Source organism: Thermus antranikianii DSM 12462, from assembly GCF_000423905.1.
Lineage (GTDB): Bacteria > Deinococcota > Deinococci > Deinococcales > Thermaceae > Thermus > Thermus antranikianii.
The window spans coordinates 219,784-243,150 of sequence record NZ_AUIW01000001.1; the positions used below are offsets into that span (position 1 = coordinate 219,784).

Below are 23,367 nucleotides of genomic sequence, written 5' to 3' on the forward strand. Positions count from 1 at the left end.
ATCCCGCTAGTGTAGCGAAAAAAGGCGGGCTATGCTAGGCTCATGGACCCCTTTGGCATCCTCTACACGGACCTTTACCAGCTCACCATGGGCCAGGTTTACTTTAGGCTTGGGCTTCACGAGAAGGAGGCCCTCTTCGAAGCCTTCTATCGTAAGAACCCTGACTACGGAGCCCACCAGGCAGGTTACACCATCTTCGCCGGGCTAGATCCCCTCCTGACCTGGATGGAGGAAGCCCACTTCGGCGAAGAGGAGCTCGCCGCTCTGAGCGCCTTGAAAAGCCGTAGCGGGAAACCCCTCTTCGCAGAAGACTACCTGCGCTACCTAAAGGGGATAGGGGGCTTCCAGGGCCTGACCCTTAGGGCCCTTCCCGAGGGCCGGGTAGCCCACCCCCAGGTGCCCCTCATCAGCGTGGAAGGCCCCCTCTTGCAAGCCCAGCTCCTGGAAACCGCCCTGTTAAACCGCATCAATTACGAAACCCTTATCGCCACCAAGGCGAGCCGGGTGCGGGAAGCCGCGGGGGAGGCTCTGGTGCTGGAATTCGGCCTCCGCCGCGCTCCCGCCAAGGGAGGGGAGGCCGCCACCCGGGCGAGCCTCATCGGGGGGGCCAACCGGTCCAGCGCCGTGAGCCTTTCCCACCTCCTTGGGCTCCCCTCCTCGGGTACCCATGCCCACAGCATGGTCCAGGCCTTTTTGGCCCTGGGCCACTCCGAGGAGGAAGCCTTCCAAGCCTTCGCCGAGGTCTTCCCCGACGACACCATCCTCCTGTTGGACACCGTAGACACCTTGCATTCGGGTCTTCCTAACGCCATCCGGGTCTTTGAGCGGTTGCGGCGCAAGGGACACAAGCCGGTGGGGGTGCGCATAGACTCCGGAGACCTGGCCTATCTGGCCATACAAGTGGCCAAGGAGCTGAACAAGGCAGGCTTCCCCGACACCCTCATCGTCCTTTCAGGGGACCTGGACGAGCTCGTCATCTGGCAGATCAAGAGCCAGATCCAAGAGGAAGCCCCCCGCTACGGGGTGGACCCGGATCACCTCCTCAAGCGCCTGGTCTACGGGGTAGGGACCCGGATGGTGGTTTCCTGGGGCTATCCGGCCCTGGGAGGAGTCTACAAACTGGTGGCCATCCGGGAAAACGGCACCTGGGTTCCAGCCATAAAGATCTCCGATTCCCTGGAAAAGGTCCTGAACCCCGGGCACAAGAAGGTCTACCGGGTATACGATCACCGGGGCCTGGCCACCGCCGATCTTTTGACCACCCACGATGAGGAGGTACGGGAGAACCAGGCCCTTTGCCTACGCCACCCCACGGACCCCACCAAGCGCCGCACCCTTCGCCCCGGGGAGTTCACCCTCGAGCCCCTGCTGGAGAAGGTCTACCAAGGAAAGCGCCTCTTTCCACCGCTACCCCTGGAAGTGCTACAGGAAAGGCGGCGAAGGGACGTGGAACGCCTAGACCCCGGGGTGCGCCGGCTGGTAAACCCCCACGTCTACCATGTCTCCCTCAGCGAGAGGCTTTTCGCCTTGAAGGAGGAGCTGGTGGCCCGTCTAGGCCAGGGGTAGCCCCCTAGGAGGCCTGGCGGAGTTTGGCCTCCTCGAGGGCCTTCAGGGGCTGATCCAGGTGGGGCAGGTCGATCACCAGCTCGCGAATCCCGCTTCCCGGGGCCTCAAACATGAGGTCTACCATGGTCTTCTCCAAGATGGCCCTAAGGCCCCGGGCCCCTGTACCCCGCTTTAGGGCCCGGCGGGCGATCTCCTTCAGGGCCGCCTGAGTAAAGCGAAGCTCGATCCCCTCCATGCGCATGAGTTCCTGGTACTGCTTCACCAAGGCGTTCTTCGGCTCGGTGAGAATGCGCACCAGGTCGTCTTCCGTAAGGGGATGAAGCTGAACGATAAGGGGGGCCCGCCCCACGAACTCCGGGATCATGCCGAACTTCACCAGATCCTCGGGAATCACCTCGAGGGGTTCATCCTTGGCCTTGGTACGAGTAAAGCCAATGGTGGTGCGCTCGGTACGGGCCTTGACGATGTTCTCCAGCCCCTCAAAGGCCCCCCCCAGGATGAAGAGGATGTTCTTGGTGTTCACGGGAATAAACTCCTGGTGCGGGTGTTTGCGCCCACCTTGGGGAGGCACGTTGGCAATGGTACCTTCAATGATCTTCAAAAGAGCCTGCTGTACTCCTTCCCCGGAAACATCCCGGGTCAAGGAGGGGTTTTCCGACTTGCGGGCAATCTTGTCGATCTCGTCGATGTAGACGATGCCCATCTCCGCCCGCTCCACATCAAAGTCGGCGTTCTGGAGAAGGCGGAGGATGACGTTTTCCACGTCCTCCCCCACATATCCCGCCTCGGTCAGGGTGGTGGCGTCGGCGATGGCAAAGGGGACATCCAGGAAACGAGCCAGGGTTTCCGCCAGGAGGGTCTTACCCGTACCCGTGGGGCCGATGAGGAGAATATTGGACTTACCGATCTCCGCCTCCGGATGGAGGAGACGCTTGTAGTGGTTGTAAACCGCCACGCTTAAGGCCCTCTTGGCCGCCTCCTGCCCCACCACGTATTGGTCCAGGTGAGCCTTGATCTCCTGGGGCTTGGGAAGACGTGTTGGCCTCTTGGGTCCCCGCTTCTCCTGCCGCAAAAGCTCCTGGGCCCGCTCCACGCAGTCCTCGCAAATGTAGACCTCGGCGATGGGGCTTTCCAAAAGCCGCCCCGTTTCCGGAGGACGCAGGCCGCAAAAGCTGCAGTAAGGTCTAGGCTTCCTCACGGGTCACCACCTGGTCGATCAAGCCGTACTCCAAGGCCTCCTGGGCGGAAAGGTAGTAGTCCCGGTCGGTGTCCTTCTCCACCTTCTCCAGGGGCTGGCCAGTGTGCTTGGCCAGGATTTCGTTCAAAAGCTTCTTGGCCTTCAGGATCTCCTGGGCCTGGATGGCGATGTCGCTGGCCGTGCCCCGCACCCCGCCCCAGGGCTGGTGGATCATCACCTTGGAGTGGGGCAAGGCGTAGCGCCGGCCCTTCTCCCCAGCGGCCAGGATCACCGCGGCCATGCTGGCCGCCATACCGATGACGATGGTGGAAACCGGGGCCCTGACGAACTGCATGGTGTCGTAGATGGCAAGCCCAGCATCCACCTCGCCCCCAGGCGAGTTGATGTAGAGGCGGATCTCCTGATTGGGATTCTGGGCATCCAGGAAAAGGAGCTGGGCCACGATGACGTTGGCCACCTGGGAGTCTATAGGGGTACCCAGGAAGATGATGCGATCCTTGAGAAGCCGGGAGTAAATGTCGTAAACCCGCTCGCCCCGGGCGGTCTGCTCTATGACGTAGGGTATGACCATACCAGTCCCCATTGTAGCGGCAAGCCCAGGGGGAAAAGCCCCCTGGACCACCATGGCACCCCTACAGGAGCTTGGACAAGGCCTCCTTGACGGCCTTGTCCTGGGTGTAGGCTGCCCTCAAACGGGCAAGGCCCCCCTCCCCAAACTTCCGCCTAAGCTCCTGCAAGGAGATTCCGTAGGAGCGGGCCACCGCCTGGAGGTAGGCCTGCCACTCCTCCTCGCTCACCTCGGGCTTGAGCTCCTCCGCCAGGCGCTCCTTGGCCAAGGAGCGCTTAACCCGCTTCAAGGCCTCCTGCCTTAGCTCCTCCCGGAACTTCTCAAACTCTCCCTTCTCCTCCAAGGCCTTGAAGTAGGCCTCGAGGGGAATCCCCTGCCGGGCTAGGTCCTCCGCCAGGTGCTCCAGGAGGTGGCGCTCCTCTGCCTCCAGCATGGAAGGGGGTATTTCCGCCTCCAACCCCTCAGCGAGCTTCTCCAGGAAGGCCCGCTCCCGCGCCTCCTGGTACCGGGCCTCGGCCTGGCGCTTGAGGCTTTCGCGCACCCTCTCCCTCAGTTCCTCCAAGCTCTCCGCCTCGAGGGTCTTGGCAAACTCCTCATCCAGCTCGGGAAGCTCGAGGGTCTTCACCTCCAGGATCTCGGTGCGCACCTCCCGCACCTTCTCCCCCTTCTCGTTCAAGACGGGGACCATGACCACTTCCCCCGCCCGCTTGCCCAAAAGGGCCTCCCGCACGTGGGGAAGAGCCTTGGAAAGGTCAAGGGGAAACTCTGCTCCTTCCTCGGTGCGCACGAAAACGTGGTCCTTCTCTTGGGCCTCCCGGTCCACAGGCACCAGCTCGGCATAGCGATGGCGGAGCTCCTCCAAGGCTTTATCCACCATCTCTTCGGTGACCCCTTCCGGCTCCACCTGGAGGTCAAAGCTCCGCCAGTCGGGAAGCTTCACCTCAGGGTAGTTCTCCACCTCGGCCACATAGCGAAAACCCTCCCCCTCGCTCAGCTCCTCCTCCACCACCCTCGCCGCCACAGGCAGGAGGCCCAGTTCCCGCACCGCAAGGGGATAGGTTTCCTCCACCAGGCGCTCCTTGAGGTCGGACAGGAGTTCCTCCCGTCCGATGCGGGCCTCCACCACCTTCAAGGGGGCCTTACCCGGACGGAAGCCCGGGATCTTCACCCGCTTGGCCACCTCTCTAAGGAGGGCCTGGTACCTCTCCTCCACCTTCTCCTTAGGTACCTCCACCCGGACCTTAACCAGATAGCCGGAACGCTCCAGGATTTCCGCCACGCCTCACCTCGCGCTTCAAAAGGGGCCCCGCCCTGGTGGTGCGAGGAGCGGGACTTGAACCCGCACGGGTCACCCCACCGGATCCTAAGTCCGGCGCGTCTACCGGTTCCGCCATCCTCGCGCAAGGAGGGCGAGGCCCCCCTTTAAAATACCACCCCTTGCGGGGTGGTGGTACTGGGGTGAGCGATGGGACTTGAACCCATGACCCCCGGATCCACAGTCCGGTGCTCTAACCAGCTGAGCTACGCTCACCACGCTCAGCATCCGCCATTCTAAGGACCTAACTGCCCTCCGTCAAGGCCTGTAGCCCGCCCTCCAGGCTCATGGCCTCGTACCCCTCCGCCTCCAGGTATAAGGCCGCCACCTGACTGATGAGCCCCTTTTCGCACACCAAAAGCAAGGGGACCTTGGGCAAGTGGTGCTCCCCCGCTTGGATCCTTTCTAGGGGCACCCACTCCGCGGGAAAGGGCAGGGGGGTAAGGCGTCTATCCGCCGGACGGACATCCACCACCTTCACCCCCTGCTTCAGGAGGGCCGGTAACTCCTCGGGCTTCACCTTGCGCATACCCTTGATTGTACCAGGCGAAGGCGAGGTCTGTGCGCAAACTTATGCAATAATACCCGGGTGTTTTGCATAAGAAGTGGCCCATCCTTGGACAAAGTGGGGCAACTATGTTATTCTCGCCCATTGGGTACGCGATGCCGCCGAGAAGAGACCTCAAGAAAATCCTCATCATCGGCTCTGGGCCCATCACCATCGGCCAGGCTGCCGAGTTCGACTACTCGGGCACCCAGGCGGTGAAGGCCCTCAGGGGAGCGGGTTACGAGGCCATCCTGGTGAACTCCAACCCCGCCACCATCATGACCGACCCCGAGCTGGCCGAACGCACCTACTTGGAGCCCCTCACCCTAGAGTACCTAGAAAAGGTGATCGCCAAGGAGCGCCCAGATGCCCTTCTCCCCACCTTGGGAGGGCAGACGGCCCTGAACCTCTCCATGGCCCTCCACGAGGAGGGGGTACTTGCCCGCTACGGAGTAGAGCTCATCGGAGCCAAGGCCGAGGCCATCAAAAAGGGAGAGGACCGGGAGGAGTTCCAAAAGGCCATGCGCAAGATTGGCCTCGAGGTGCCTCGAGGCCAGATGGTGTCCAGCGTGGAGGAGGGACTCCACTTCGCCCGCGAGGTGGGCTACCCGGTGGTGGTCCGCCCCTCCTTTACCCTGGGGGGCACCGGGGGCGGTATCGCCCGGAACGAGGCCGAGCTAAGGGAGGTCCTCAGCCGGGGCCTTCTCCTTTCGCCCGTCCACACTGCCTTGGTAGAGGAATCGGTATTGGGCTGGAAGGAGTTTGAGCTGGAGGTGATGCGGGACCATGCGGACACCGTGGTCATCATCACCAGCATCGAAAACGTGGACCCCATGGGGGTCCACACCGGGGACTCCATCACCGTGGCCCCCGCCCAAACCCTCTCCGACGCGGAGTACCAACGGATGCGGGACGCCGCCAAGGCGGTGATCCGGGAAATCGGGGTAGACACCGGAGGTTCCAACATCCAGTTCGCCGTGGACCCCAAGACAGGCCGCCAGGTGGTCATCGAGATGAACCCCCGGGTCTCCCGTTCCAGCGCCCTCGCCTCCAAGGCCACGGGCTTCCCCATCGCCAAGATCGCGGCCCTTCTGGCGGTAGGCTACCGCCTGGACGAGCTTCCCAACGACATCACCCGCAAGACCCCGGCCTCCTTTGAGCCCACCATCGACTACGTGGTGGTGAAAATCCCCCGTTTCGCCTTTGAGAAGTTCAAAGACCTCCCCAACACCCTGGGGGAGCTTAAAGACGAGCTCGGCACCCAGATGAAGTCCGTGGGGGAGGTGATGGCCATCGGCCGCACCTTCAAGGAGGCCCTCATGAAGGCCCTGAGGGGTCTGGAACGCGACGTCAGGGCCCTGGCCCAGGTGCGCACGGAGGACCTGGAGAAGAAGCTCTACCCTAACCCCGACCGCATCTATGCGGTCATGGAACTCCTGCGGCGGGGGATGCCCATAGAGGACCTATACCAGGCCACCCGCATCGACCCGTGGTTTCTATACCAGATACAGGAAATCGTGCAGGCCGAGGCGCAGCTCCAGGTCCACCCTCCCAGGGACCGTGAAGACTGGCGCTTCTACAAGGGCCTGGGCCTTAGCGATGCCCGAATAGGCGAGCTCTTGGGTAAGGGGGAAAAGGAGGTCCGCCAGGAGCGGAAGGCCCTGGGGGTGGTGCCCGTGTACAAGACCGTGGACACCTGCGCCGCGGAGTTCGAGGCCTACACCCCCTACCACTACTCCACCTACGAGGTGGAGGACGAGGTCTGGCCCTCCAGCAAACCCAAGGTGGTGATCCTGGGCTCAGGGCCCATAAGGATCGGCCAGGGGGTGGAGTTTGACTACGCCACGGTGCACGCGGTCTGGGCCCTGAGGGAGGCAGGGTACGAAACCATCATGGTGAACTCCAACCCCGAAACGGTGTCCACCGATTACGACACCGCCGACCGCCTTTACTTTGAACCCCTGACCCTCGAGGATGTCCTGAACCTGGTGGAGCATGAGAAGCCCATCGGGGTCATCGCCACCCTGGGTGGCCAAACCCCATTGAAGCTGGCCAAGGGCCTTGAGGAAGCCGGGGTAAAGCTCCTTGGCACTCCCTTCGCCGCCATCCACAAGGCGGAGGACCGCCAGGAGTTCAACCGGCTCTGCCAGGAGCTGGGCATCCCTCAGCCTGAAGGCCGGGTGGCGGCCACCCCCGAGGAGGCCCTGAGGCTCGCCGAGGAAGTGGGCTACCCCCTCCTGGCCCGGCCCAGCTACGTCCTGGGGGGCCGGGCCATGCGGGTACTCCACAACCGCAAGGAGCTGGAACGCTACCTGGAGGAGGTCTACGAGCCCCTCCAGGACAAGCCCTCCATCCTCTTAGACCGGTACCTGGAAGGGGCCTTGGAGCTGGATGTGGACGCCCTTTCTGACGGGGAGGAGGTGATGATCGCCGGGGTGATGGAGCATGTGGAGCGCGCTGGGGTGCACTCGGGAGACTCCGCCACGGTGCTCCCCCCGGTGCACCTTTCCCCAGGCGCTTTGGAGAAGGTGAGGGCTTACACCCGGAAGCTGGCCTTGGCCCTGGGGGTGAAGGGCCTTTTGAACGTGCAGTATGCCGTTTTAGGGGAGGAGGTGTACATCCTCGAGGCCAACCCCCGGGCAAGCCGCACCGTCCCTTTCGTCTCCAAGGCCATCGGGATACCCCTGGCCAAGCTGGCCGCCCTCATCGCCGTAGGGAAAACCCTAAGGGACCTCGGGATCCGGGACCTGGACCCCATACCCCCTTACTACGCGGTGAAAGAGGTGGTCATCCCCTGGCTCAAGTTCCCCGGGGTCATCCCGGTTTTGGGTCCCGAGATGCGCTCCACCGGGGAAAGCATGGGCCTGGACGAGGACCCTTACCTGGCCTACTACAAGGCAGAGCTGGGTGCGGGCCAAAGGCTTCCCCTAGAGGGGCGGGTGCGCTTTATCCAAGAAGGGCTTCCCCCCAAGGAAGCCCGTCGGCTGGAAGAACTCCGGCAAGCCTACCTCGAGGCGGGCTTTACCCTCTCCGAAGGGGAATATGACCTCCTCATCAGCCCCGTCCCCCACCCCGAGTTGAGGCGGGCTGTGGAAAAAGGTCTTCCCTTCATCACCACCTTAGAGGGTGCCTGGTGGAGCTTAAAGGCCATTCTGAAGGCCCGGGAAAAAGACCCCGAGGCCAGAAGCCTACAGGAATGGCACGGCATCTTGCAGAAAGCCTGAGGACAAAGAGGCCCAGCAGTGTACAATGAAGGCCAATGAAGCTCATCGTGGCCATCGTGCAGGATACCGACGCCCCTGGGCTCACCAAAGCCCTCTTGGAGCGGGGCTTGCAGTCCACCAAGCTGGCCTCCACCGGCGGCTTTCTGCGGGAGGGAAACACCACCTTGCTGATCGGGGTGGAGGACGAAAGGGTTCAAGAAGTACTGGAGCTAATCCAGGAAAAGTGCCGCACCCGCACCCGCCTGGTCACCCGGGGCTTTCCCCTTTCCGAGGCCCCCGACCCGTTCCTGGCCCAGCCGGTGGAGGTGCAGGTGGGCGGGGCGGTGGTCTTCGTCCTGCCGGTGGAAGGGTTTTTCAAGGTGTGAAGGGCTAGGCCCTGCGCTCGGGACTCTGGGTACCCTTCCTACCCTTGTGGGATCCCACAGGGTTCCAAACCCCTGTGAGCTGGAGAGGGTCCTGGACTCCAGGGCCCTGGCCCGCTAAAGTGTTCGGGATGGAAGGTGAGCTCTTTCTTCTCAAGGACGCTAAAGGCCGAGCCTTCCTGGTTCGCCTTAAGGAAGGTGGAGTCTTCCACCACCACCGGGGCACTGTGCCTCACGAGGAAATCCGCAAGGCCGGCCCAGGGGGAAAGGTGTGGACCCACTTGGGGGAGGAACTTTCCGTCCACCACCCCACCCTGGAGGAGTACCTCCTTCACATGCGGCGTAGCGCCACCCCCACTTACCCTAAGGACGCCAGCGCCATGGTAACCCTTTTGGACCTGGCCCCGGGGATGCGGGTCCTCGAGGCGGGCACGGGCTCCGGGGGGCTCACCCTCTTCCTGGCCCGGGCAGTGGGGCCCACGGGGCTCGTGGAAAGCTACGAGAAACGGCCCCAGCACCTGGCCCAGGCGGAGGCCAATGTGAGAGCCTTCTGGCAGGTGGAAAACGTGCGCTTCCATTTGGGCAGTCTGGAGGAAGCCTCCTTGGAGCCGGAAAGCTTTCACGGGGTGGCCTTGGACCTCATGGAACCCTGGAAGGTCCTGGCCAAGGCCGCGTGGGCTCTTATGCCCGATCGTTTCCTGGTGGCCTACCTTCCCAACATCACCCAGGTGCTGGAGCTGGTACAAAGGGCAGAGGGCCTGCCCCTCAAGCTGGAGCGGGTCTTGGAGGTAGCCTGGCGGGAGTGGGAGATCAGGCTTCCCGTGGCCCATCCTCGCTTCCAGCAGGTGGGGCATACAGCCTTTCTGGCAGTCTTCAGAAAATGGAAGGATTGCTGATACATCTCTTCTTGCGGGAGCTAGGAAAGGAGCTTCCCGCCTTAAACCTGGGCCTGGCCTTCCCCGAGGAAGGCAGCCTGGCCATCCTCCTCAAGGGTCGGTCGGGCCGCATCTTCAACCTGGTGGCCCGCTACCGCCCCCCGTCCCCCAGCCTGGCCCTGGAGGAGGGAACCCTCTTGGGAGAGCCCAAGACCCCTTTCCAACGGCAGCTCCAGGCCCGGCTAAAGGGCCCCCTGCTAGAAGCAGAGCAGATCAAGCTGGACCGGGTGGTCCTCTTCCGCTTTGCCGGGGAAAAGGGGTTCGTGGATACCCCACCCGCCACCTTGGTCCTCGAGGCCACGGGACGGAACGCCAACCTCATCCTTTTGGATGAAGAAGGCGTGATCCTCGGGGTGGATCGCCCCGTCACCCGCGAGGTGAACCGCTACCGCCAGGTGAAGCCTGGCCTGCCCTACGTGCCCCCACCCCCTTACGAGAAGCTGGATCCCAGGACCCTGACCCTGGAGCACCTCCAGGTCCTTCTGGGAAAACCCCTTAAGGAAGTGGTGCGCCACGTGGATGGAATAGGGCTGGAGCTCATGCGGGAACTGGCCAAAAGGGCTACCCTCAGCCCGGAAACCCCCTTGGACGAGGCTGGCCTGGCCAGGGTCTTCCAAGCGCTAAAGGATCTTGTGGAGAATCCCTCCTTGGGCACCGCCCTCTCGCAAGAGCTCCGGGAAAAGTGGGCCGAAGAGGAGAAAGAGGCCTTGAGGAAGCCCCTCCTCGAGGCTCTAAAGCAGGAGCAGAAGACCCTTTTGGCAAGGCTTTCCGACTACCACCGGGCCCTCGAGCGCCTGGAGGAAGCGGAAAGCCTGCGGCAGAAAGCCGATCTCCTCCTAGCCCGGCTCAAGGAGGTGCCCCGGGGTGCAGGAAAGGTGGTCCTGGAAGGGTTTGACGGCAAACCGGTGGAGATCCCCTTGGACCCCACCCTATCCCCCCAGGAAAACGCCAGGAAGCTCTACGACCGGGCCCGCCGCCTGGAGGAGCTGGCGGAAAGGGCCCTAGAGCTCATCCCACAAACGGAGGAGAAGCTAAGGGCCTTGGAAAGGGAAATAGAGCGGGTAAGACAAGCGGACCTCCAGGAGCTCTTGGACCTTTCCCGAAAACCCAAGGAAGGGAAGGGACCGAGGCTTGGCCTAAGGTACACCTCCCCCTCGGGCTATCCCGTCCTGGTGGGCAGAAACGCCAAGGAAAACGACCTCCTCACCCGCATGGCCCACTCCGAGGACCTGTGGTTCCACGCCCAAGGGGTGCCAGGAAGCCACGTGATCCTTAAGGCGGAGGGAAAGAATCCCCCCCTGGACGACCTCCTCTTTGCCGCCAGGCTCGCCGCCTATTACTCCAAGGCCAGGGGGGAAACCCAGGTCCCCGTGGACTACACCCGCAAAAAACACGTGTGGCGGCCCAGGAAGGCGGCACCCGGCCAGGTGCTCTACACCCATGCCAAGACCCTCTTCGTGGAGGGGGCGCTTCCTCAGGAAGGAGGCGAAGGGTAAACTGGACCCTTGTGAAAAGGATCATGTTCCACGCCAAGATCCACCGGGCCAGGGTAACCCACGCAGACCTACACTATGTGGGCTCGGTCACCGTGGACCAGGATCTTTTGGATGCCGCCGGCATCCTGCCCTACGAACAGGTGGACATCTACGACATCACCAACGGGGCCCGGCTCACCACCTACGCCCTACCCGGGGCGAGGGGGTCAGGGATGGTTCAGATCAACGGGGCCGCCGCCCACCTGGTGCGCCCAGGGGACCTGGTGATCCTGGTGGCCTACGGCATCTTTGAGGAGGAGGAGGCAAGGAACCTCAAACCCACCGTGGTTCTGGTGGACGAGACAAACCGGATCGTTGAGGTGCGACGCGGATGAGGCGGCTTCGGCTTTATCTAGACTTAATCCGCTTCGAGCACACCCTCTTCGCCCTTCCCTTTGCCTACGGGGGGATGCTCCTGGCAGCGGGGGGCTGGCCAGGCCTTCGCACCTTCCTCCTGGTTACCCTGGCCATGCTGGGGGCCCGGACCATGGCCATGGCCTTAAACCGCCTCATAGACTGGAAGATCGACGCCTTAAACCCCAGGACCCAGAACCGGCATCTGCCCAAAGGGTTGGTCAAACCCTGGGAAACCCTTCTTTTAGCCCTGGTGGGCCTCCTCCTGTTGACCCTTGCCGGGCTATCCCTCAACTCCCTCACCGCCCGTCTCCTTCCGGTGGCGGTCTTCTTCCTCACCATCTACAGCTACACCAAGCGCTTCACCTGGCTTTGTCACTACGTGCTGGGCCTCACCATCGGGGCTGCCGCCGCAGGTGGCTGGATCGCCGTCACCGGCAGCTTCCACCCCACCGCCTACTGGCTTTGGGCGGCGGTGGGGCTTTGGATCGCTGGGTTCGACATCCTCTACGCCACGCAGGATTACACCTTCGACCGCGCTTACGGGATAAAGAGCATCCCCGCCCGCTTCGGCATCCCCTTGGCCCTCTGGATAGCCCGAGCCACCCACCTTACCGCCTGGCTGTCCTTCCTCCTGGCTGGCCTTAGCTACGGGGCAGGAAACCTCTACTTTTTAGGTCTCCTTTTGGTGGGAGGGCTCCTCTTCTACGAGCACCGCCTGGTGAGCCCTGAGGATCTAAGCCGGGTGGACCTGGCCTTTTTCCAGGCCAACGTGGGGGTGAGCCTGGGGATGTTCCTCTTTATCGTGCTGGATCTTCTTTGGGGTTAAGGGAAATTGACGGCCAAGGCCTGGGCGCCTATCCTGGTACCATCCGGGCTAAGCCTGGGCTTGGAGGCGAAGCGACCCTGGACGCAAAGGCCCACGCTTGGAACGGGTCATACCCCTAGCCTACCTTGCAATCTCCTTGGCCCCCTGGAAAGGTTAGGGGGTTAGGGGTAAAGGCATCTAATAGGAGGAAAGGGGCAAGTGAACGACAGGGAGGAGGCCCTCTTACACTGCCAGCTTCTACGCATGGCCCGTGGAGAAGAAGAAGCGTTAGAGGCCCTGTATCACACCCTCGCTCCCTGGGTGTTCGCCTTGATCCATAGAATTCTGAAAAATCCGGAGGTGGCAAAAGAGGTTTTACAGGATACCTTCTTGAGGGTCTACCAGCAGGCCTGGCGCTACGACCCCAAGCGGGGCAAGCCCACAACCTTTGTCTACGCCATAGCCCGCAATCTCGCCCTCTCCCGCCTGCGGGGAGAACGGCGGCAACCCCTTAAGGACCCCACCCTGGATCCCCACGACCCTGAGGGGGATCGGGAAGCCACCTGGGGAACCGAGCGGGAAGACCGGGAGGACAGGGTCCGGGTGGTGCAAGCCCTAGAAGACCTCCCCCCTCAAGAGCGCCTCCTTTTGGAAGAGGCCTTCTACCTTGGACTAACCCACCGGGAACTGGCGGAACGCCATGGGTTGCCCTTGGGAACCGTTAAGGCCCGCATCCGCCGGGCCCTGGCCAAGCTGAGGGGGAAGCTGGGGGAGGCGTAGATGGAACACGTGGAAGAACTGCTGACCGACTACCTTACGGGGAGCCTCGAGGCGAAGGACCAAGCCCAGGTGGAGGCCCACCTCCGAACGTGCCGCCGTTGCCAAGAGGAATTGCGGGCCTTGGAGGAAACCTTCTACACCTTGACCCACGCCCTAATCCCGGTTCCACCGCCCCCGGAAAGCCTAGACCGGATCAGGTCGGAGCTCCGCTGGGACAGGCGGAAGCGAAACGCCATCCGGACCCTTTTCCTTGCCGCCGCCCTGGGAGTGGCCTTCGCCCTAGGGATCTACTTGGGCGGGAAAACGCCCATCCAGGAAACAGCCTTGGAAAAAGTGGCGTATTGGGCCAGCGATCCAGGGGCCCATTGGCGCCTACTTCGTACTGAGGGAGAAAGCCTGGGCCTCCTCCTGTGGCGGGAAGACGGACGCTGCCTGGTGCTGTTCCGGGAACCTCCTCCCCGTGGCACGGTTTACCAGCTTTGGGGAGAGGAAGGCGGTTGGCTTTTTCCCTTGGCCGGGGGGCCAACGCGCATCCTGGAAGCCGACTACGGCCACTTCCGTACCCTAGTCCTCAGCCTGGAGTCCCGGCCGGAAAATGCGGTCTCCGGAAAGCCCAGGCCATCCCCCCCAGCCCGCTTCCTTACCCGCCTAAACCTGCCCTGAGGCCAAGCCCCTTTTTGCCCGGCTAGACCAACCCCCCTGAAGATCTACCGCGTCACCTAACCTCAATCTCCCCCCGCATACCAGGATGGATGCGGCAGAAATAGGGGTAGGTTCCTGGCTGATTCAAAACGACGGGGGCAGAGGTCTGGCCCTGGCTCAGGGTCCCCGTGTCAAAGGCCCCATCCTCGGCAGTGGCGGTGTGAGGTGCGGCATCCTGGTTCTCAAAGCTCAGGCTACCCCCCGAGGCCACGAAGCACCGGGCCGGATGAAAGGCAAAGCCCTGAATCCGGATTACCGAAGGACAGGGCTCCAAACCCCCACCCCCTCCCGTCCGGGGATAGCATCCCGCCAGCGTCAGGGCGGCAAGCATGCCTATCCACATGGAACGCATGCCCACCTCCTCAGTAGCGAACCTCGGTGGCCTGAAGATCGCCGCAGGCCAGGGTTCCACCCACCGGTGTCGGGGTGTTGGCATGAACGTTCACATAGGTGCTGCCCCCCGGCAAAGAGGCGGCGGGCAACCGGGTATAGGCCACCGCACGGCCGTTGGCATCCGCCACCAGGGAGGTTAAACCCAGGATCTGATCCCCGTTCTGCTCCTTACATGTGGCGTTACCCCCGCGGTTGAAGTGGATGTGGTTGGCATAGGCCCCGGATCCCGGCCTCAGGCCCTCCAAATAGACGAAGACCTCCAGCCCCCCTTGGGAACCAACCAAAACCACTGCCCGCCCTTTGAGCCCCTGCCCTGCCAGCTCTGCCAGGTAAACCTCCGACCTCTTCCCACCCTGGGCCAAGGCCAAGACCACCCAAGCCGCCAACGATAAAACCCCCAACCCGAACGCCAACCGCCAGCGCATTTCACACACCTCCCCTCACCCCTTACTACGCCCACCCGGATCAAAACGGATGCAGCGCTCCTGCGGGAAGGAGTAGGCTTGAGGTATGGAGGGCATCCGCAAGGCGGCGGAAAAAGCGATTTTGGAGTTTCTGGACCTCTTCCCCATGCCCAGGGGAAGCCTCTTCGTCCTGGGGGGGTCCACCAGCGAGGTCTTGGGGGAAAAGGTGGGAACGAAGCCCAGTCTCGAGGTGGCCGAAGCCATCCTCGAGGGGCTCCTTCCCCCTCTCCTGGAACGGGGGATATGGGTAGCCGTCCAGGGATGCGAGCACCTGAACCGGGCCCTGGTGGTGGAAAGGGAGGCAGCCCGGACCTACAGCCTGGAGGAGGTCACCGTCTTCCCCCATCCCAAGGCGGGAGGGAGTCTGGCCACGGCCGCCTTTCTCCGCTTCCAGGACCCCGTGATGGTGGAATCCCTAAAGGCCCAAGCCCACGGGGGAATGGACATCGGGGGCGTTCTCATCGGCATGCACCTGCGGCCCGTGGCCGTACCCCTTAGGCTTTCCCTGCGCAGGATTGGCGAGGCAGTACTCATCGCCGCCAAAACCCGCCCCAAGCTGGTGGGCGGGGCCAGGGCAGTCTACACCCGGGAGGAGATGCTCAGGAAGCTGGAAGAATATCGGCAAAAGCTTCCCTGAAAAGGGCCGCCACCCCGAGGGCCTCGTAGCGGTTGTAATAACCCATGAGGGAAAGCCGGAATACCCTGCCCTTCAAGGGCCCCTGGCCCCCGGCGATCACCGCCTGCCTTCGGGCAAAGGCCTCCTTCACCTTCTGGTAGGAAACCCCTTCGGGCAGGTAAAAGGCGGCCACCGCCGGGCTTGGCACCTCGGGCACAGGGCTTAATCCCAGCTCCGCCCCAACCCGGTACAGAAGGTCGTTCTGCCAGGCCTTTAAGGCCAGGTGTTCGGGAAGCTTGGGCAACACCTCCTCCAGCACCGCCGCCACCGCCCCCACCAGGTTGATGGCCGGGGTCCAGGCGCTTTCCCCTTCCCTCTGGGCTTTGAGCTCCCGGGAGAGGTTCAGGTAGTAGCCCCGGGGGCGCAAACGTTCCAAGGCCCAAGGGCTTAGGGCCACAAAACCCAGCCCTGGGGGGCACATGAGACCCTTCTGGCTACCGGAGGCCGCGGCGTCCACTCCCCAGGCCTCGAGGGCCACCTCCCGTACCAGCAAGCTGGTCACCATGTCGGCCCCCACCAGACCCTCGGGGTTGGCCTCCTTAAAGGCTCTTGCCAGGGCGGGCAGGTCCACCATGGCCCCGGTGGAGGTCTCCGAGTGAACCAGCAGTAGCCCTTGGTAACCGGGCCTTGCCACCTGGTCCGGGCTCGGTACCTGCCCGTAAGGGAGCTCCAGCCGGTCCACCTCGAGGCCCGCGCTTTCCGCAATCTCGGCGAAGCGCTCGGAGAACTTGCCGTAGACCGGTACCAAAACCCTTTCCCCAGGGACGAAGAGATTCCACACCAGGGCCTCCATGGCCAGGGTGCCGCTTCCCGTGAGGATGAGCACCTCGCCCTGGGTGCGGAAGGCTTCCCGAAGAAGGCTTCGGGCCTTGAGGAAAAGCGCCCTGGCGGGCTCAGTCCGGTGGTGAAGCTGAGGGCGGGAAAGAGCCTCTAGCGCCTTGGGATGAAGCCGCACAGGACCCGGAGTGAGGAGCCAGTCCATGGCAAGAGCTTAGCGCAAAACCCCCCCTACCAGCCGCTGGGTCATGCGGCCCACCAAAAGCATCAAGCCGTGGAGGATGGCTCCGGGCCTCGGCGGATCCCCTGGCACGTACACGTCCACAGGTACCACCCGGTCCACGCCGGCCATAACCTGGGGACTTCCCGCAAACACCCCACCCGAAATGGCCTCGTTCCCCACAGCCACCACCCCTTTGGGCTCCGGCATGGCCTCGTAGGTGCGCCTTAGGGCCTCGGCCATGTTGCGGCTCACGGGGCCCGTGACCAAAAGGGCGTCAGCGTGCCGGGACGAAGCCACCACCTGGAACCCAAAGCGGCCCATGTCGTTAAAAGGATTGCCAAGAAGGGCGATCTCCGAGTCGGCAAGGCCCGTGTCCCCGGCGCTCACCTCGCGAAAGGCCAGGATGGGCAGGCGAAGCTCTGTCCGAGGGGAAGGGGGAGGGCCTGGGTCCAGAAACCCTCCCCTTTCCAGGTCCACCCGCTGGACCAGGTCCTCCTTGCGGGTCACGGCCACCTCCAGGGACCTCATCTCCCCCACGGCCTCCGGGTATGCCAGGGCACACCGCCCGCATCCCACGCACCGGGCGAGGTCCAGGCTGAAAATCCCCTCCACCTCGGCAAAAGCCCCGCTGGGGCAAAGATGGATAAGTCCCTCGCGAACCCTCGGGGTCAAGCCCGCCGGCTTCAGCAAGGGGTAGCCAAAAGCGTGCTGGGGAACCTTCAGGATCTCCTCCAGCTTGCGGGCCAACCTTCCCACCTTAAGCGTGTGCATCAAGCTCATGGCACCCCCTAGAGGTCGCTTCCCGCATAGGAGAGGTCAAAGGACTTGTTGCAAAGGGGGAAATCCGGCAAGCCTTCCCCCCGGACCGCAAGCTCCAAAGCCCGCCAGTTCTTGAAGCTCGGGTCCACCCCCTCGGCCATGACCACCCTCCCAGCCTCCACCCGGACGAACCACACCACCTCACCCCTTCCCGCCTCCACCCGGGCCAAAGCCTCACCCTCCCCCAGAGGGGGGTCCAGGGCCAGAGGCCCGGCGGGAAGATGGCGCAGAAAGAAAAGGACGTAATCCAGGGCCTTAAGGCTCTCCTCGGCATACACCTGGGCCCGGGACAGCACATCCCCTCCCTGGCGGACCACGGGGGTAAAGTCGGGGTAAAGGGGGTCGTCCTGCCTCAGGTCCCTCCCCACCCCGCTGGCCCGGGCCGTGGGGCCCACGAAACCCAGGGCCAAGGCTTTGGCCCGGCGCACCTCCCCCACATAGCGCATGCGGTCCAGCACCTGGGGATTTTTGAGAAGCCTGGGCAGCAGGCGGGCCAGCTCCTCCCGGTAGGCGGCGATGGCCTCGAGGTCCGGCTGGCCCTCCCGCCACACCCCCCCAACCCTTAGGAAGTTTCTCCCGTAGCGGTGGCCGGTTAACCGGTCAAGTTCCCCCTGCAGAAGAGCCCGTATCCGCCCCACCTGGGTGGCCCCGTAGGCGTAGCCGATATCGGTGAAGAGCCCGGCCAGATGACCCAGATGGCCAAAGGCCCGCTCCAACTCCAGGGCGGCCCGGCGAAGGTACTGCGCCCGCGAAGGGGCCTCCCAGCCCAAGGCCCTTTCCCAGGCCTCGGCGAAGGCCATGGCGTGGGCCACGGGCTCACTCCCCGCCCGTTCCACCAGAAGGAGCGCGGCCTCAGGCCCTTTGCCCGGCATGAGGGAGAGCAAACCCCGGTGCTGGTAACCCAGGCGGATCTCCAGGTTCACGATCCGCTCGCCCAAAACGCTAAACCGGAAGTGCCCGGGTTCGATGATCCCCGCATGCACGGGTCCCACAGGCACCTCATGGAGGAGGGGAAACTCCCGGAAGGTGTAGGGAAGGTCGTGGCGCCTGAGGGGTTTCAACCCGGGGTGCCCCACCGGCTCAAAACCCCTCTCCCAAAGGGCCCGTTCAAACCAATCCAGAGCGGGAAACTCGGCGGCCAGGCTGGGAAAGCGCCTCCTCTCACCCAAGAGGAAGGCCTCGGTGAGGCCTAACGCACCCTTCTGGCCCCCCGGATGCTCTACCCACAGGAGCACCTGGTCTCCATAAGGAAAAAGCGCCACAGGCCTCCCCTCGCGCAGGGCCTCCATCACTTTCTCCACAGCACCACCTCCAACTCCTTAAACACCTCCACCCCCGGGAACACGCCGAGGATCACCAGGATGCCCAGGAGCAACCACAAAATCCAGAGATCCAGGCCCTGCCCCCTAAGGGGTTTCCCCCTGCCGAAGCCCATCTGGGCCATGGGAGGAAGGAGGCCAGCAAACGCCATACCCAGGCCCAAAAGGTAGAGCCCCGCCAGCCCAGGCCAGCGCATGGCCGCCTCCACCGCCTTAAACTCGGCGAAGAAGAGGGGAAAGGGAGGCAGGCCCCCCAGGGCCGCCAAGGCCAGGACGTAGGGGATCCCCAAGGCCGGCAGGTGGAAGACCAGCCCGCCCACCCGCCCCACCTCCTTGGCGTGCGTGAGGGACAGGATACCGCTGGCCCCCAAAAAGGCCAGGGTTTTGGCCAGGGAGTGGGCCAGGGTATGGAAAAGGGCCAGCCAGGGCAATCCCAGGCCCAAGGCGAAGACCGCCAGGCCCATGTGCTCCATGCTGGAGTAGGCGAGAAGCCTCTTGTATTCCTTCTGTCCAAAGAGGAAGAGGGCCGCAAATAAAAGGGTAAGCAGGCCAAAGGTAAGGAGCAGGCTGGAGGCAAAGGCGAAAAGCCCCGCCGCCTGCATGATGGCGGCGTAGCGGAGAAGGGCGTAAAAGGCCACGTTGAGGAGGGTTCCCGAAAGCAAGGCCGAAGCCGGCCCCGGGGCCTCGGCGTGGGCATCGGGAAGCCAGGCCTGCAAGGGGAATAGCCCCACCTTGGTCCCAAAGCCCACCAAAAGAAGGGCGAAGGCCACCTTAAGCCCCTCGGGATCGGCCTCCCCCACCAGGGACCGAACCTCTCCCCAGTCCAGGGTGGCCCCGCCCACCAGGGCGTAGACCAGGATGACCCCGATGAGCCCCATGGCAATGCCCACGCTGCCCAGCATGAGGTATTTCCAGGTGGCCTCGAGGGGACGGGCTCCACCCTTGTGGTAGACCAGAAGAGCCGAGGCCAGGGTGCTACCCTCCACGAAAACCCAGAGCATGCCCAGGTTGTGGGCCAGGTAGGCCCCATGGGCCGAGGCCAAGAAAAGGGCACCCGCCCAGTAGAAGCGCCAGGCTTCCGCCCGGGCAAAGTAGCCCCGGGCAAAAAGCGCCACCAGGGCGTAGATCAGGTCGGTCAGAAGGAGATAAAAGAGCCCTACCCCATCCAACCGGAAAGGACCCGCTGCCGTACCCAGCAGAAACGGAGCCAGAAGAAAGCTGAAAAGGGGCACCAAAACGGAAAGCCGCACCAGCCGACCGGCCTCCTTGCGGGCCAGGAAGACCACCAACGGTAAGAGGACCAGAAGATACAGCACCGTTACCCCCTTAGAGAGCGCATCCTCGCGGTATCCACATGCCCCATTTCCCCCTTGATGCGGAAGATGAGGATCCCCGCCAAGAACACGGCAGCGAAGGCATCCAAGGCCACCCCCAGCTCCACGAAGAGGGGCAGGCCGTGGCTCTCGGAAAGGGCCATGAGGAAAACCCCGTTCTCCAGCGCCAGGAAGCCCAGAACCTGGCTTATCGCCTTTTTGCGGCTCACCATGGAAAGGATTCCCAGAAGCACCAAGGAGAGGGCCACGGGCACCCCTTGGGGCAAGGGGGCCTCGGGAAGCACAAAGGCCTTCCCCACCCGGAAGGCCAAGGCGGTGAGGAGCCCTGCCAAAAGGAGGGAGAGGGAAACGGACAGGTACCCCTCCACCTCGTGGCTCACCTCGAGGCGGTCGATCAGCCAGAACAGGTACCAGGGTATGAGCACCCCCTTAACCGCAAAGAGGGCCAAGCCGGCCAGCACGAAGTGCAACTCCCCTCCCGCAAGCCCGAAGGAAACCAGGGCCAAAAGGATGTTCTGCAGGGCGTAGAGCCGGATGATGGCGTCCAGGCTGCGGCGGCTCACCATCAGGAAACCTGTGGCCAGAATGGCCAGGACCAAGGTGTTTAAAAGCGCCATATCGCCCCCAAAAGCGCCAGCACCCCGAAAAGGGTGTTGTACGAAAGAAAGTCCGGAAGCCTCAGGTAGCGGAGCTTTACCCCGTAGGTCTCCAGGTAGGCCAGCGCCAAAACCCAGGCCGCCCCCACCCCCAGGAAGACCAGGGGCTTGAACCCCGGCAACAACAAGGCCATGAGCCCCGCATAGAAGAGCATCTTGAGCGACCCGGCAAGCTCGTACAGGGCCAGAAGAGGGCCGCTATGGTCCAGAATCTGCGCCTCGTGGATCATGGTGAGCTCCAGGTGGGTGGTGGGATCGTCCACCGGCATCCTCGCTCCCTCGGCCAGAAGGCCAAGGGCGAGAGAGGCCAGGGCCAGCAACAGCACCAAGCTGTTCTCCACCCCAAGCTCGGGGAGACCGCTCAGGGAAAACCCTTCCCCCAAGAGGACTGCCCCGGCCAAGGCCATAAGGGTCCCGGGCTCCGCCAACACCGTGACCACACCCTCCCGGTAACTTCCCTGGGCCCCAAAACTGCTACCCGCATCCAGGGCCGCCAGCATTTGAACAAAGCGCCCGAGGCCCAGGAGGTAAAGGGCGAGGAGAAAGTCCCCCTTGAAGGTTGGGCCAGGAAGGATGGGCAAGAGGGCCAAGGCTCCCAGGGTTCCCAAAAGAGCCAGGATGGGCCCGAGGAGGAAAAGGGGGGTGGTGGGATGGGGCGCTATCCAGACCTTCCGCCAGAGCTTGAACAGGTTTCGGTATTCCATCAGCGGGCTAAGCCCCTGCCGGTGGGTAAGCCTAGCCTTCAGCCACTTGACGCTTCCCGAAAAAAGCGGAGCCAACACCAGGGCCAAGAGCGCCGTCATAGCAAGACCACCCCCAGAACCACCACCAAGGTGAGGAGTTGCAGGAGAAGGTAAAGGTGCAGGCTTCCTGACTGCAGGGTTTGCACCCAAGCCGCAAGGCGGGCGTAAATCCGCCCCACCCCGGGGTACACCTCGGCCAAGGGTTCCTCTAGACGAGGATGCTCCCCCACCTGGAGGCGAAGGAAGGGGAAAAGGCGAAGGGCCGGTTCGGCGAAGCCCAGGCCGTTGGGTTGCATCCTGGGGGTGAGGGGCTGGAAACCGCAGTCCCAGGTACCGTAGGCCCGCATGGGCATCCGGAGAAGGCCCCGGTAAAACACCCCAGCCAGAACCCCAAGAAGGATCAAGAGTAGCCAGTTGGGGTAGGTGGGAACCCCAAGGGGGTCCAGGACCAACCCGGGCACCAAGGCCAAAAGGAGGAGGAGCCCCGCCAGCACCCCAAGACTGAGGCGCATCCCCTGGGTCCAGTGCAGGGCAACCTCGCCTCGAGGCAGGCCCAAGAAGGCTAGCCCGTATAGGCGCACGTAGAAGTAGAGGGCCAAGGCCCCCACCAGGGCCAAGGCCCCGGCGGCCAGGGGCATCAGGAAAGGCCCCTGCAAAAAGCCTTGGTAAAGCTGCCATTCCGCAAGAAACACTGGGCCAGGAGGGAGGCCCGCCCCCACCCCCATTCCCCACAAGGCGAGGGCTCCAAGTCCGGGAGCCTTGCGAAAAAGCCCCCCCAGGTGGGAAATCCGCCGCTCCTCCAGGGCTCCTGCCCCCAGGAAAAGGAGCCCCTTGAACAGGGCATGGGCCACCTGATGGAGGAAAAAGGCCCCCAGGAGCAAGGGCATGGGCTTCAGGAAATAGGCCCCCAAGGCGGCAAGCATGAGGCCCAGGTTCTCCACGCTGGAATAGGCCAAAGCGCCCTTTAGGTCCTCTTCCCCAAGGCCCCGCACCAGGGCGTACACCGCACCCAGAAGGCCCAAGAGGAGCAAAACCCACCCCACCCAGGGCGGGGGTGGACCGAACCAGTACTGGGACTGGTACAAGCCAAGAAGGCCCAGCTTGGTCATGGCTCCGGAAAGCAGGGCCGAAACCGGGCTTATGGCCACCGGGTGGGCCTGGGGCAACCAGGCGTGGAAGGGGAAGAGGGCTGCCTTCACCCCAAAGCCCAAAAGAAGTCCGGCCCAGACCCAGTCAGCCCCCACATGTCCGTGCCCCAGGAAGGCCAGGTAAAGCCCAGCCCCCGAAAGGCGGCTCGCCAGGAAAAAGGCCCGGGCCCCTGCCAGGGCGTTTGGCCCCTCGAGGGCGATGAGAAAATAGCCCAAAAGGGCCATGCCCTCCCACAAAAAGAGGAAGCCAAGCCCAGGGGAAGCCAAGGCCACCCCCGCCATGCTGGCCAAGAAAAGGGGAAGCAGAAGGCCATAAAGGTGCGCCTCACGGGGGTGATGGGCCAGGTAGGCAGGAAGGTAGGGAGCAAGGCCCAGGGTCAAGGCTCCGAGGAGAAGGAGGTAAAGGTAAGGAGCGCCCAATCCCGAAGCCCAGCCCATACCCCCCAGCACCCCCCAAGCTAGGCCCGCCATGCCCAGGAAGAGGGAAAGCCCCCGGAAACGCCACGGGGTCCCGACGGATAGAAGCGCCAGGACCAAGGGCAAAAAGGTCCAAAGGGGGCTCATTCCTCCTCCCTCAGGGCTTCCAGGCGCTCCCTTTCCGCCTCGAGGTGCCGTTCAAAGATCCGCCGCCCCAGATCCAAGAAGGCGTAGACCTCCGGGTCCCGGGTGCGGTAGTAGACCATCTGCCCTTCCCTCCTGGCCTCCACCAGGCCCCGCTCCCGCAGGAGGGAAAGCTGCCTGGAAAGCACCGACTGTTCCACCCCGAGCTCCCGTTGCAGGGCGGAAACCGAGCGCTCTCCCCCCCGCAGGGCATCCAGGATGGCCAGGCGCAAGGGATGGCCCAGGGCCTTGAAGAACTCCGCCTTGTAGCGGTGGAGGATGCTAGGCATACTTCCTCCTTTGGCTATATGCATATAGCCA

The 23,367-nt window shown here is 63.6% G+C and carries 24 protein-coding genes and 2 tRNA genes; 10 read left to right on the top strand and 16 right to left on the bottom strand.

The genetic code is table 11. The features are described 5' to 3' along the window. Nucleotides 1–42: 42 nt before the first annotated feature. Nucleotides 43–1,566, top strand: a complete 1,524-nt coding sequence (locus tag G584_RS0101065; RefSeq protein ID WP_028492949.1) for a nicotinate phosphoribosyltransferase — start codon at nucleotides 43–45, stop codon at nucleotides 1,564–1,566. Nucleotides 1,567–1,570: 4 nt separating this feature from the next. Here G584_RS0101065 and clpX read toward each other — a convergent pair whose 3' ends face one another. From clpX to G584_RS0101095, 6 genes are all read right to left on the bottom strand, one after another. Beyond that, nucleotides 1,571–2,764 carry an ATP-dependent Clp protease ATP-binding subunit ClpX gene (gene clpX / locus G584_RS0101070; RefSeq protein ID WP_028492950.1) on the bottom strand — a complete coding sequence of 398 codons (1,194 nt, stop codon included), beginning with the start codon at nucleotides 2,762–2,764 and terminating at the stop codon, nucleotides 1,571–1,573. Next, on the bottom strand, nucleotides 2,751–3,335 hold the full coding sequence (clpP, locus tag G584_RS0101075; RefSeq protein WP_028492951.1) for an ATP-dependent Clp endopeptidase proteolytic subunit ClpP: 585 nt from the start codon (nucleotides 3,333–3,335) through the stop codon (nucleotides 2,751–2,753). Before clpP ends, clpX begins: the two co-directional genes overlap by 14 nt. Before the next feature lie 61 nt (nucleotides 3,336–3,396). After that, entirely contained in the window at nucleotides 3,397–4,611 is a 1,215-nt protein-coding gene (gene tig, locus G584_RS0101080) for a trigger factor (RefSeq protein WP_028492952.1), read from the bottom strand. 36 nt (nucleotides 4,612–4,647) lie between these two features. Continuing rightward, nucleotides 4,648–4,732: transfer RNA gene (locus G584_RS0101085), tRNA-Leu, on the bottom strand. Nucleotides 4,733–4,786: 54 nt separating this feature from the next. After that, nucleotides 4,787–4,863 (bottom strand) — tRNA-His (locus G584_RS0101090). A 28-nt stretch (nucleotides 4,864–4,891) separates the two neighbouring features. Then, nucleotides 4,892–5,176: a rhodanese-like domain-containing protein gene (locus G584_RS0101095; protein WP_028492953.1), complete on the bottom strand. Its 285-nt coding sequence runs from the start codon at nucleotides 5,174–5,176 to the stop codon at nucleotides 4,892–4,894. A 134-nt stretch (nucleotides 5,177–5,310) separates the two neighbouring features. Here G584_RS0101095 and carB point away from each other — a divergent pair, with 134 nt between their 5' ends. From carB to G584_RS0101135, 8 genes are all read left to right on the top strand, one after another. After that, entirely contained in the window at nucleotides 5,311–8,418 is a 3,108-nt protein-coding gene (carB, locus tag G584_RS0101100) for a carbamoyl-phosphate synthase large subunit (protein ID WP_028492954.1), read from the top strand. 35 nt (nucleotides 8,419–8,453) lie between these two features. Continuing rightward, nucleotides 8,454–8,783, top strand: a complete 330-nt coding sequence (locus G584_RS0101105) for a cyclic-di-AMP receptor (protein ID WP_028492955.1) — start codon at nucleotides 8,454–8,456, stop codon at nucleotides 8,781–8,783. A gap of 128 nt (nucleotides 8,784–8,911) precedes the next feature. Next, nucleotides 8,912–9,676, top strand: a complete 765-nt coding sequence (locus tag G584_RS0101110; protein WP_038050618.1) for a tRNA (adenine-N1)-methyltransferase — start codon at nucleotides 8,912–8,914, stop codon at nucleotides 9,674–9,676. Then, nucleotides 9,661–11,211 carry an Rqc2 family fibronectin-binding protein gene (locus G584_RS0101115; protein ID WP_028492957.1) on the top strand — a complete coding sequence of 517 codons (1,551 nt, stop codon included), beginning with the start codon at nucleotides 9,661–9,663 and terminating at the stop codon, nucleotides 11,209–11,211. Before G584_RS0101110 ends, G584_RS0101115 begins: the two co-directional genes overlap by 16 nt. Before the next feature lie 23 nt (nucleotides 11,212–11,234). Continuing rightward, a complete protein-coding gene (gene panD, locus G584_RS0101120; RefSeq protein ID WP_028492958.1) occupies nucleotides 11,235–11,585 on the top strand; it encodes an aspartate 1-decarboxylase in 351 nt (116 codons plus the stop codon). Next, nucleotides 11,582–12,433, top strand: a complete 852-nt coding sequence (gene mqnP, locus G584_RS0101125) for a menaquinone biosynthesis prenyltransferase MqnP (protein ID WP_028492959.1) — start codon at nucleotides 11,582–11,584, stop codon at nucleotides 12,431–12,433. The genes panD and mqnP overlap by 4 nt, the downstream gene beginning before the upstream one ends. A 198-nt stretch (nucleotides 12,434–12,631) precedes the next feature. Then, the gene (locus G584_RS0101130; protein WP_028492960.1) at nucleotides 12,632–13,192 is read left to right on the top strand and encodes an RNA polymerase sigma factor; all 561 of its coding nucleotides are present in this window, start codon (nucleotides 12,632–12,634) and stop codon (nucleotides 13,190–13,192) included. Continuing rightward, nucleotides 13,193–13,855: an anti-sigma factor gene (locus G584_RS0101135; protein ID WP_028492961.1), complete on the top strand. Its 663-nt coding sequence runs from the start codon at nucleotides 13,193–13,195 to the stop codon at nucleotides 13,853–13,855. Nucleotides 13,856–13,907: 52 nt separating this feature from the next. Here G584_RS0101135 and G584_RS13190 read toward each other — a convergent pair whose 3' ends face one another. Beyond that, entirely contained in the window at nucleotides 13,908–14,330 is a 423-nt protein-coding gene (locus G584_RS13190; protein ID WP_083964848.1) for a cupredoxin domain-containing protein, read from the bottom strand. Continuing rightward, the gene (locus G584_RS0101145) at nucleotides 14,257–14,712 is read right to left on the bottom strand and encodes a hypothetical protein (RefSeq protein WP_083964849.1); all 456 of its coding nucleotides are present in this window, start codon (nucleotides 14,710–14,712) and stop codon (nucleotides 14,257–14,259) included. The genes G584_RS13190 and G584_RS0101145 overlap by 74 nt, the downstream gene beginning before the upstream one ends. A gap of 85 nt (nucleotides 14,713–14,797) precedes the next feature. Between G584_RS0101145 and G584_RS0101150 the strand changes: the two genes are divergently transcribed. Next, entirely contained in the window at nucleotides 14,798–15,388 is a 591-nt protein-coding gene (locus G584_RS0101150) for a TIGR01440 family protein (RefSeq protein ID WP_028492963.1), read from the top strand. Here G584_RS0101150 and G584_RS0101155 read toward each other — a convergent pair. The 8 genes from G584_RS0101155 to G584_RS0101190 are packed head-to-tail and all read right to left on the bottom strand — an operon-like array spanning nucleotide 15,351 to nucleotide 23,336. Next, the gene (locus G584_RS0101155) at nucleotides 15,351–16,409 is read right to left on the bottom strand and encodes a pyridoxal-phosphate-dependent aminotransferase family protein (protein WP_028492964.1); all 1,059 of its coding nucleotides are present in this window, start codon (nucleotides 16,407–16,409) and stop codon (nucleotides 15,351–15,353) included. The two genes, G584_RS0101150 and G584_RS0101155, sit on opposite strands and share 38 nt — an antisense overlap. 9 nt (nucleotides 16,410–16,418) lie before the next feature. After that, complete coding sequence (locus tag G584_RS0101160) at nucleotides 16,419–17,207, bottom strand: NADH-quinone oxidoreductase subunit B family protein (RefSeq protein WP_028492965.1); 789 nt, start codon at nucleotides 17,205–17,207, stop codon at nucleotides 16,419–16,421. An 8-nt stretch (nucleotides 17,208–17,215) separates the two neighbouring features. After that, nucleotides 17,216–18,547 (bottom strand): hydrogenase large subunit, encoded by a 1,332-nt coding sequence (locus G584_RS0101165; protein WP_028492966.1) that lies wholly within the window; start codon nucleotides 18,545–18,547, stop codon nucleotides 17,216–17,218. Further along, entirely contained in the window at nucleotides 18,535–19,881 is a 1,347-nt protein-coding gene (locus G584_RS0101170) for a proton-conducting transporter transmembrane domain-containing protein (protein WP_028492967.1), read from the bottom strand. The genes G584_RS0101165 and G584_RS0101170 overlap by 13 nt, the downstream gene beginning before the upstream one ends. A gap of 2 nt (nucleotides 19,882–19,883) precedes the next feature. Further along, nucleotides 19,884–20,516 carry an NADH dehydrogenase gene (locus G584_RS0101175; RefSeq protein ID WP_015717309.1) on the bottom strand — a complete coding sequence of 211 codons (633 nt, stop codon included), beginning with the start codon at nucleotides 20,514–20,516 and terminating at the stop codon, nucleotides 19,884–19,886. Beyond that, a complete protein-coding gene (locus G584_RS0101180) occupies nucleotides 20,504–21,358 on the bottom strand; it encodes a respiratory chain complex I subunit 1 family protein (RefSeq protein WP_028492969.1) in 855 nt (284 codons plus the stop codon). The genes G584_RS0101175 and G584_RS0101180 overlap by 13 nt, the downstream gene beginning before the upstream one ends. Next, nucleotides 21,355–23,010: a proton-conducting transporter transmembrane domain-containing protein gene (locus G584_RS0101185; protein WP_028492970.1), complete on the bottom strand. Its 1,656-nt coding sequence runs from the start codon at nucleotides 23,008–23,010 to the stop codon at nucleotides 21,355–21,357. Before G584_RS0101185 ends, G584_RS0101180 begins: the two co-directional genes overlap by 4 nt. Then, nucleotides 23,007–23,336, bottom strand: a complete 330-nt coding sequence (locus G584_RS0101190; protein ID WP_028492971.1) for an ArsR/SmtB family transcription factor — start codon at nucleotides 23,334–23,336, stop codon at nucleotides 23,007–23,009. Before G584_RS0101190 ends, G584_RS0101185 begins: the two co-directional genes overlap by 4 nt. Nucleotides 23,337–23,367 lie beyond the last annotated feature (31 nt).

What these genes read in the sequence shown, in the direction of transcription:
- G584_RS0101065 (WP_028492949.1), top strand. Translation starts at nt 43, where the DNA reads ATGGACCCCTTTGGCATCCTCTACACGGACCTTTACCAGCTCACCATG.
- clpP (WP_028492951.1), bottom strand. Translation starts at nt 3,335, where the DNA reads ATGGTCATACCCTACGTCATAGAGCAGACCGCCCGGGGCGAGCGGGTT.
- G584_RS0101095 (WP_028492953.1), bottom strand. Translation starts at nt 5,176, where the DNA reads ATGCGCAAGGTGAAGCCCGAGGAGTTACCGGCCCTCCTGAAGCAGGGG.
- carB (WP_028492954.1), top strand. Translation starts at nt 5,311, where the DNA reads ATGCCGCCGAGAAGAGACCTCAAGAAAATCCTCATCATCGGCTCTGGG.
- G584_RS0101105 (WP_028492955.1), top strand. Translation starts at nt 8,454, where the DNA reads ATGAAGCTCATCGTGGCCATCGTGCAGGATACCGACGCCCCTGGGCTC.
- G584_RS0101110 (WP_038050618.1), top strand. Translation starts at nt 8,912, where the DNA reads ATGGAAGGTGAGCTCTTTCTTCTCAAGGACGCTAAAGGCCGAGCCTTC.
- G584_RS0101115 (WP_028492957.1), top strand. Translation starts at nt 9,661, where the DNA reads ATGGAAGGATTGCTGATACATCTCTTCTTGCGGGAGCTAGGAAAGGAG.
- panD (WP_028492958.1), top strand. Translation starts at nt 11,235, where the DNA reads ATGTTCCACGCCAAGATCCACCGGGCCAGGGTAACCCACGCAGACCTA.
- mqnP (WP_028492959.1), top strand. Translation starts at nt 11,582, where the DNA reads ATGAGGCGGCTTCGGCTTTATCTAGACTTAATCCGCTTCGAGCACACC.
- G584_RS0101135 (WP_028492961.1), top strand. Translation starts at nt 13,193, where the DNA reads ATGGAACACGTGGAAGAACTGCTGACCGACTACCTTACGGGGAGCCTC.
- G584_RS13190 (WP_083964848.1), bottom strand. Translation starts at nt 14,330, where the DNA reads ATGCCAACACCCCGACACCGGTGGGTGGAACCCTGGCCTGCGGCGATC.
- G584_RS0101145 (WP_083964849.1), bottom strand. Translation starts at nt 14,712, where the DNA reads ATGCGCTGGCGGTTGGCGTTCGGGTTGGGGGTTTTATCGTTGGCGGCT.
- G584_RS0101150 (WP_028492963.1), top strand. Translation starts at nt 14,798, where the DNA reads ATGGAGGGCATCCGCAAGGCGGCGGAAAAAGCGATTTTGGAGTTTCTG.
- G584_RS0101155 (WP_028492964.1), bottom strand. Translation starts at nt 16,409, where the DNA reads ATGGACTGGCTCCTCACTCCGGGTCCTGTGCGGCTTCATCCCAAGGCG.
- G584_RS0101160 (WP_028492965.1), bottom strand. Translation starts at nt 17,207, where the DNA reads ATGAGCTTGATGCACACGCTTAAGGTGGGAAGGTTGGCCCGCAAGCTG.
- G584_RS0101175 (WP_015717309.1), bottom strand. Translation starts at nt 20,516, where the DNA reads ATGGCGCTTTTAAACACCTTGGTCCTGGCCATTCTGGCCACAGGTTTC.
- G584_RS0101180 (WP_028492969.1), bottom strand. Translation starts at nt 21,358, where the DNA reads ATGACGGCGCTCTTGGCCCTGGTGTTGGCTCCGCTTTTTTCGGGAAGC.
- G584_RS0101185 (WP_028492970.1), bottom strand. Translation starts at nt 23,010, where the DNA reads ATGAGCCCCCTTTGGACCTTTTTGCCCTTGGTCCTGGCGCTTCTATCC.
- G584_RS0101190 (WP_028492971.1), bottom strand. Translation starts at nt 23,336, where the DNA reads ATGCCTAGCATCCTCCACCGCTACAAGGCGGAGTTCTTCAAGGCCCTG.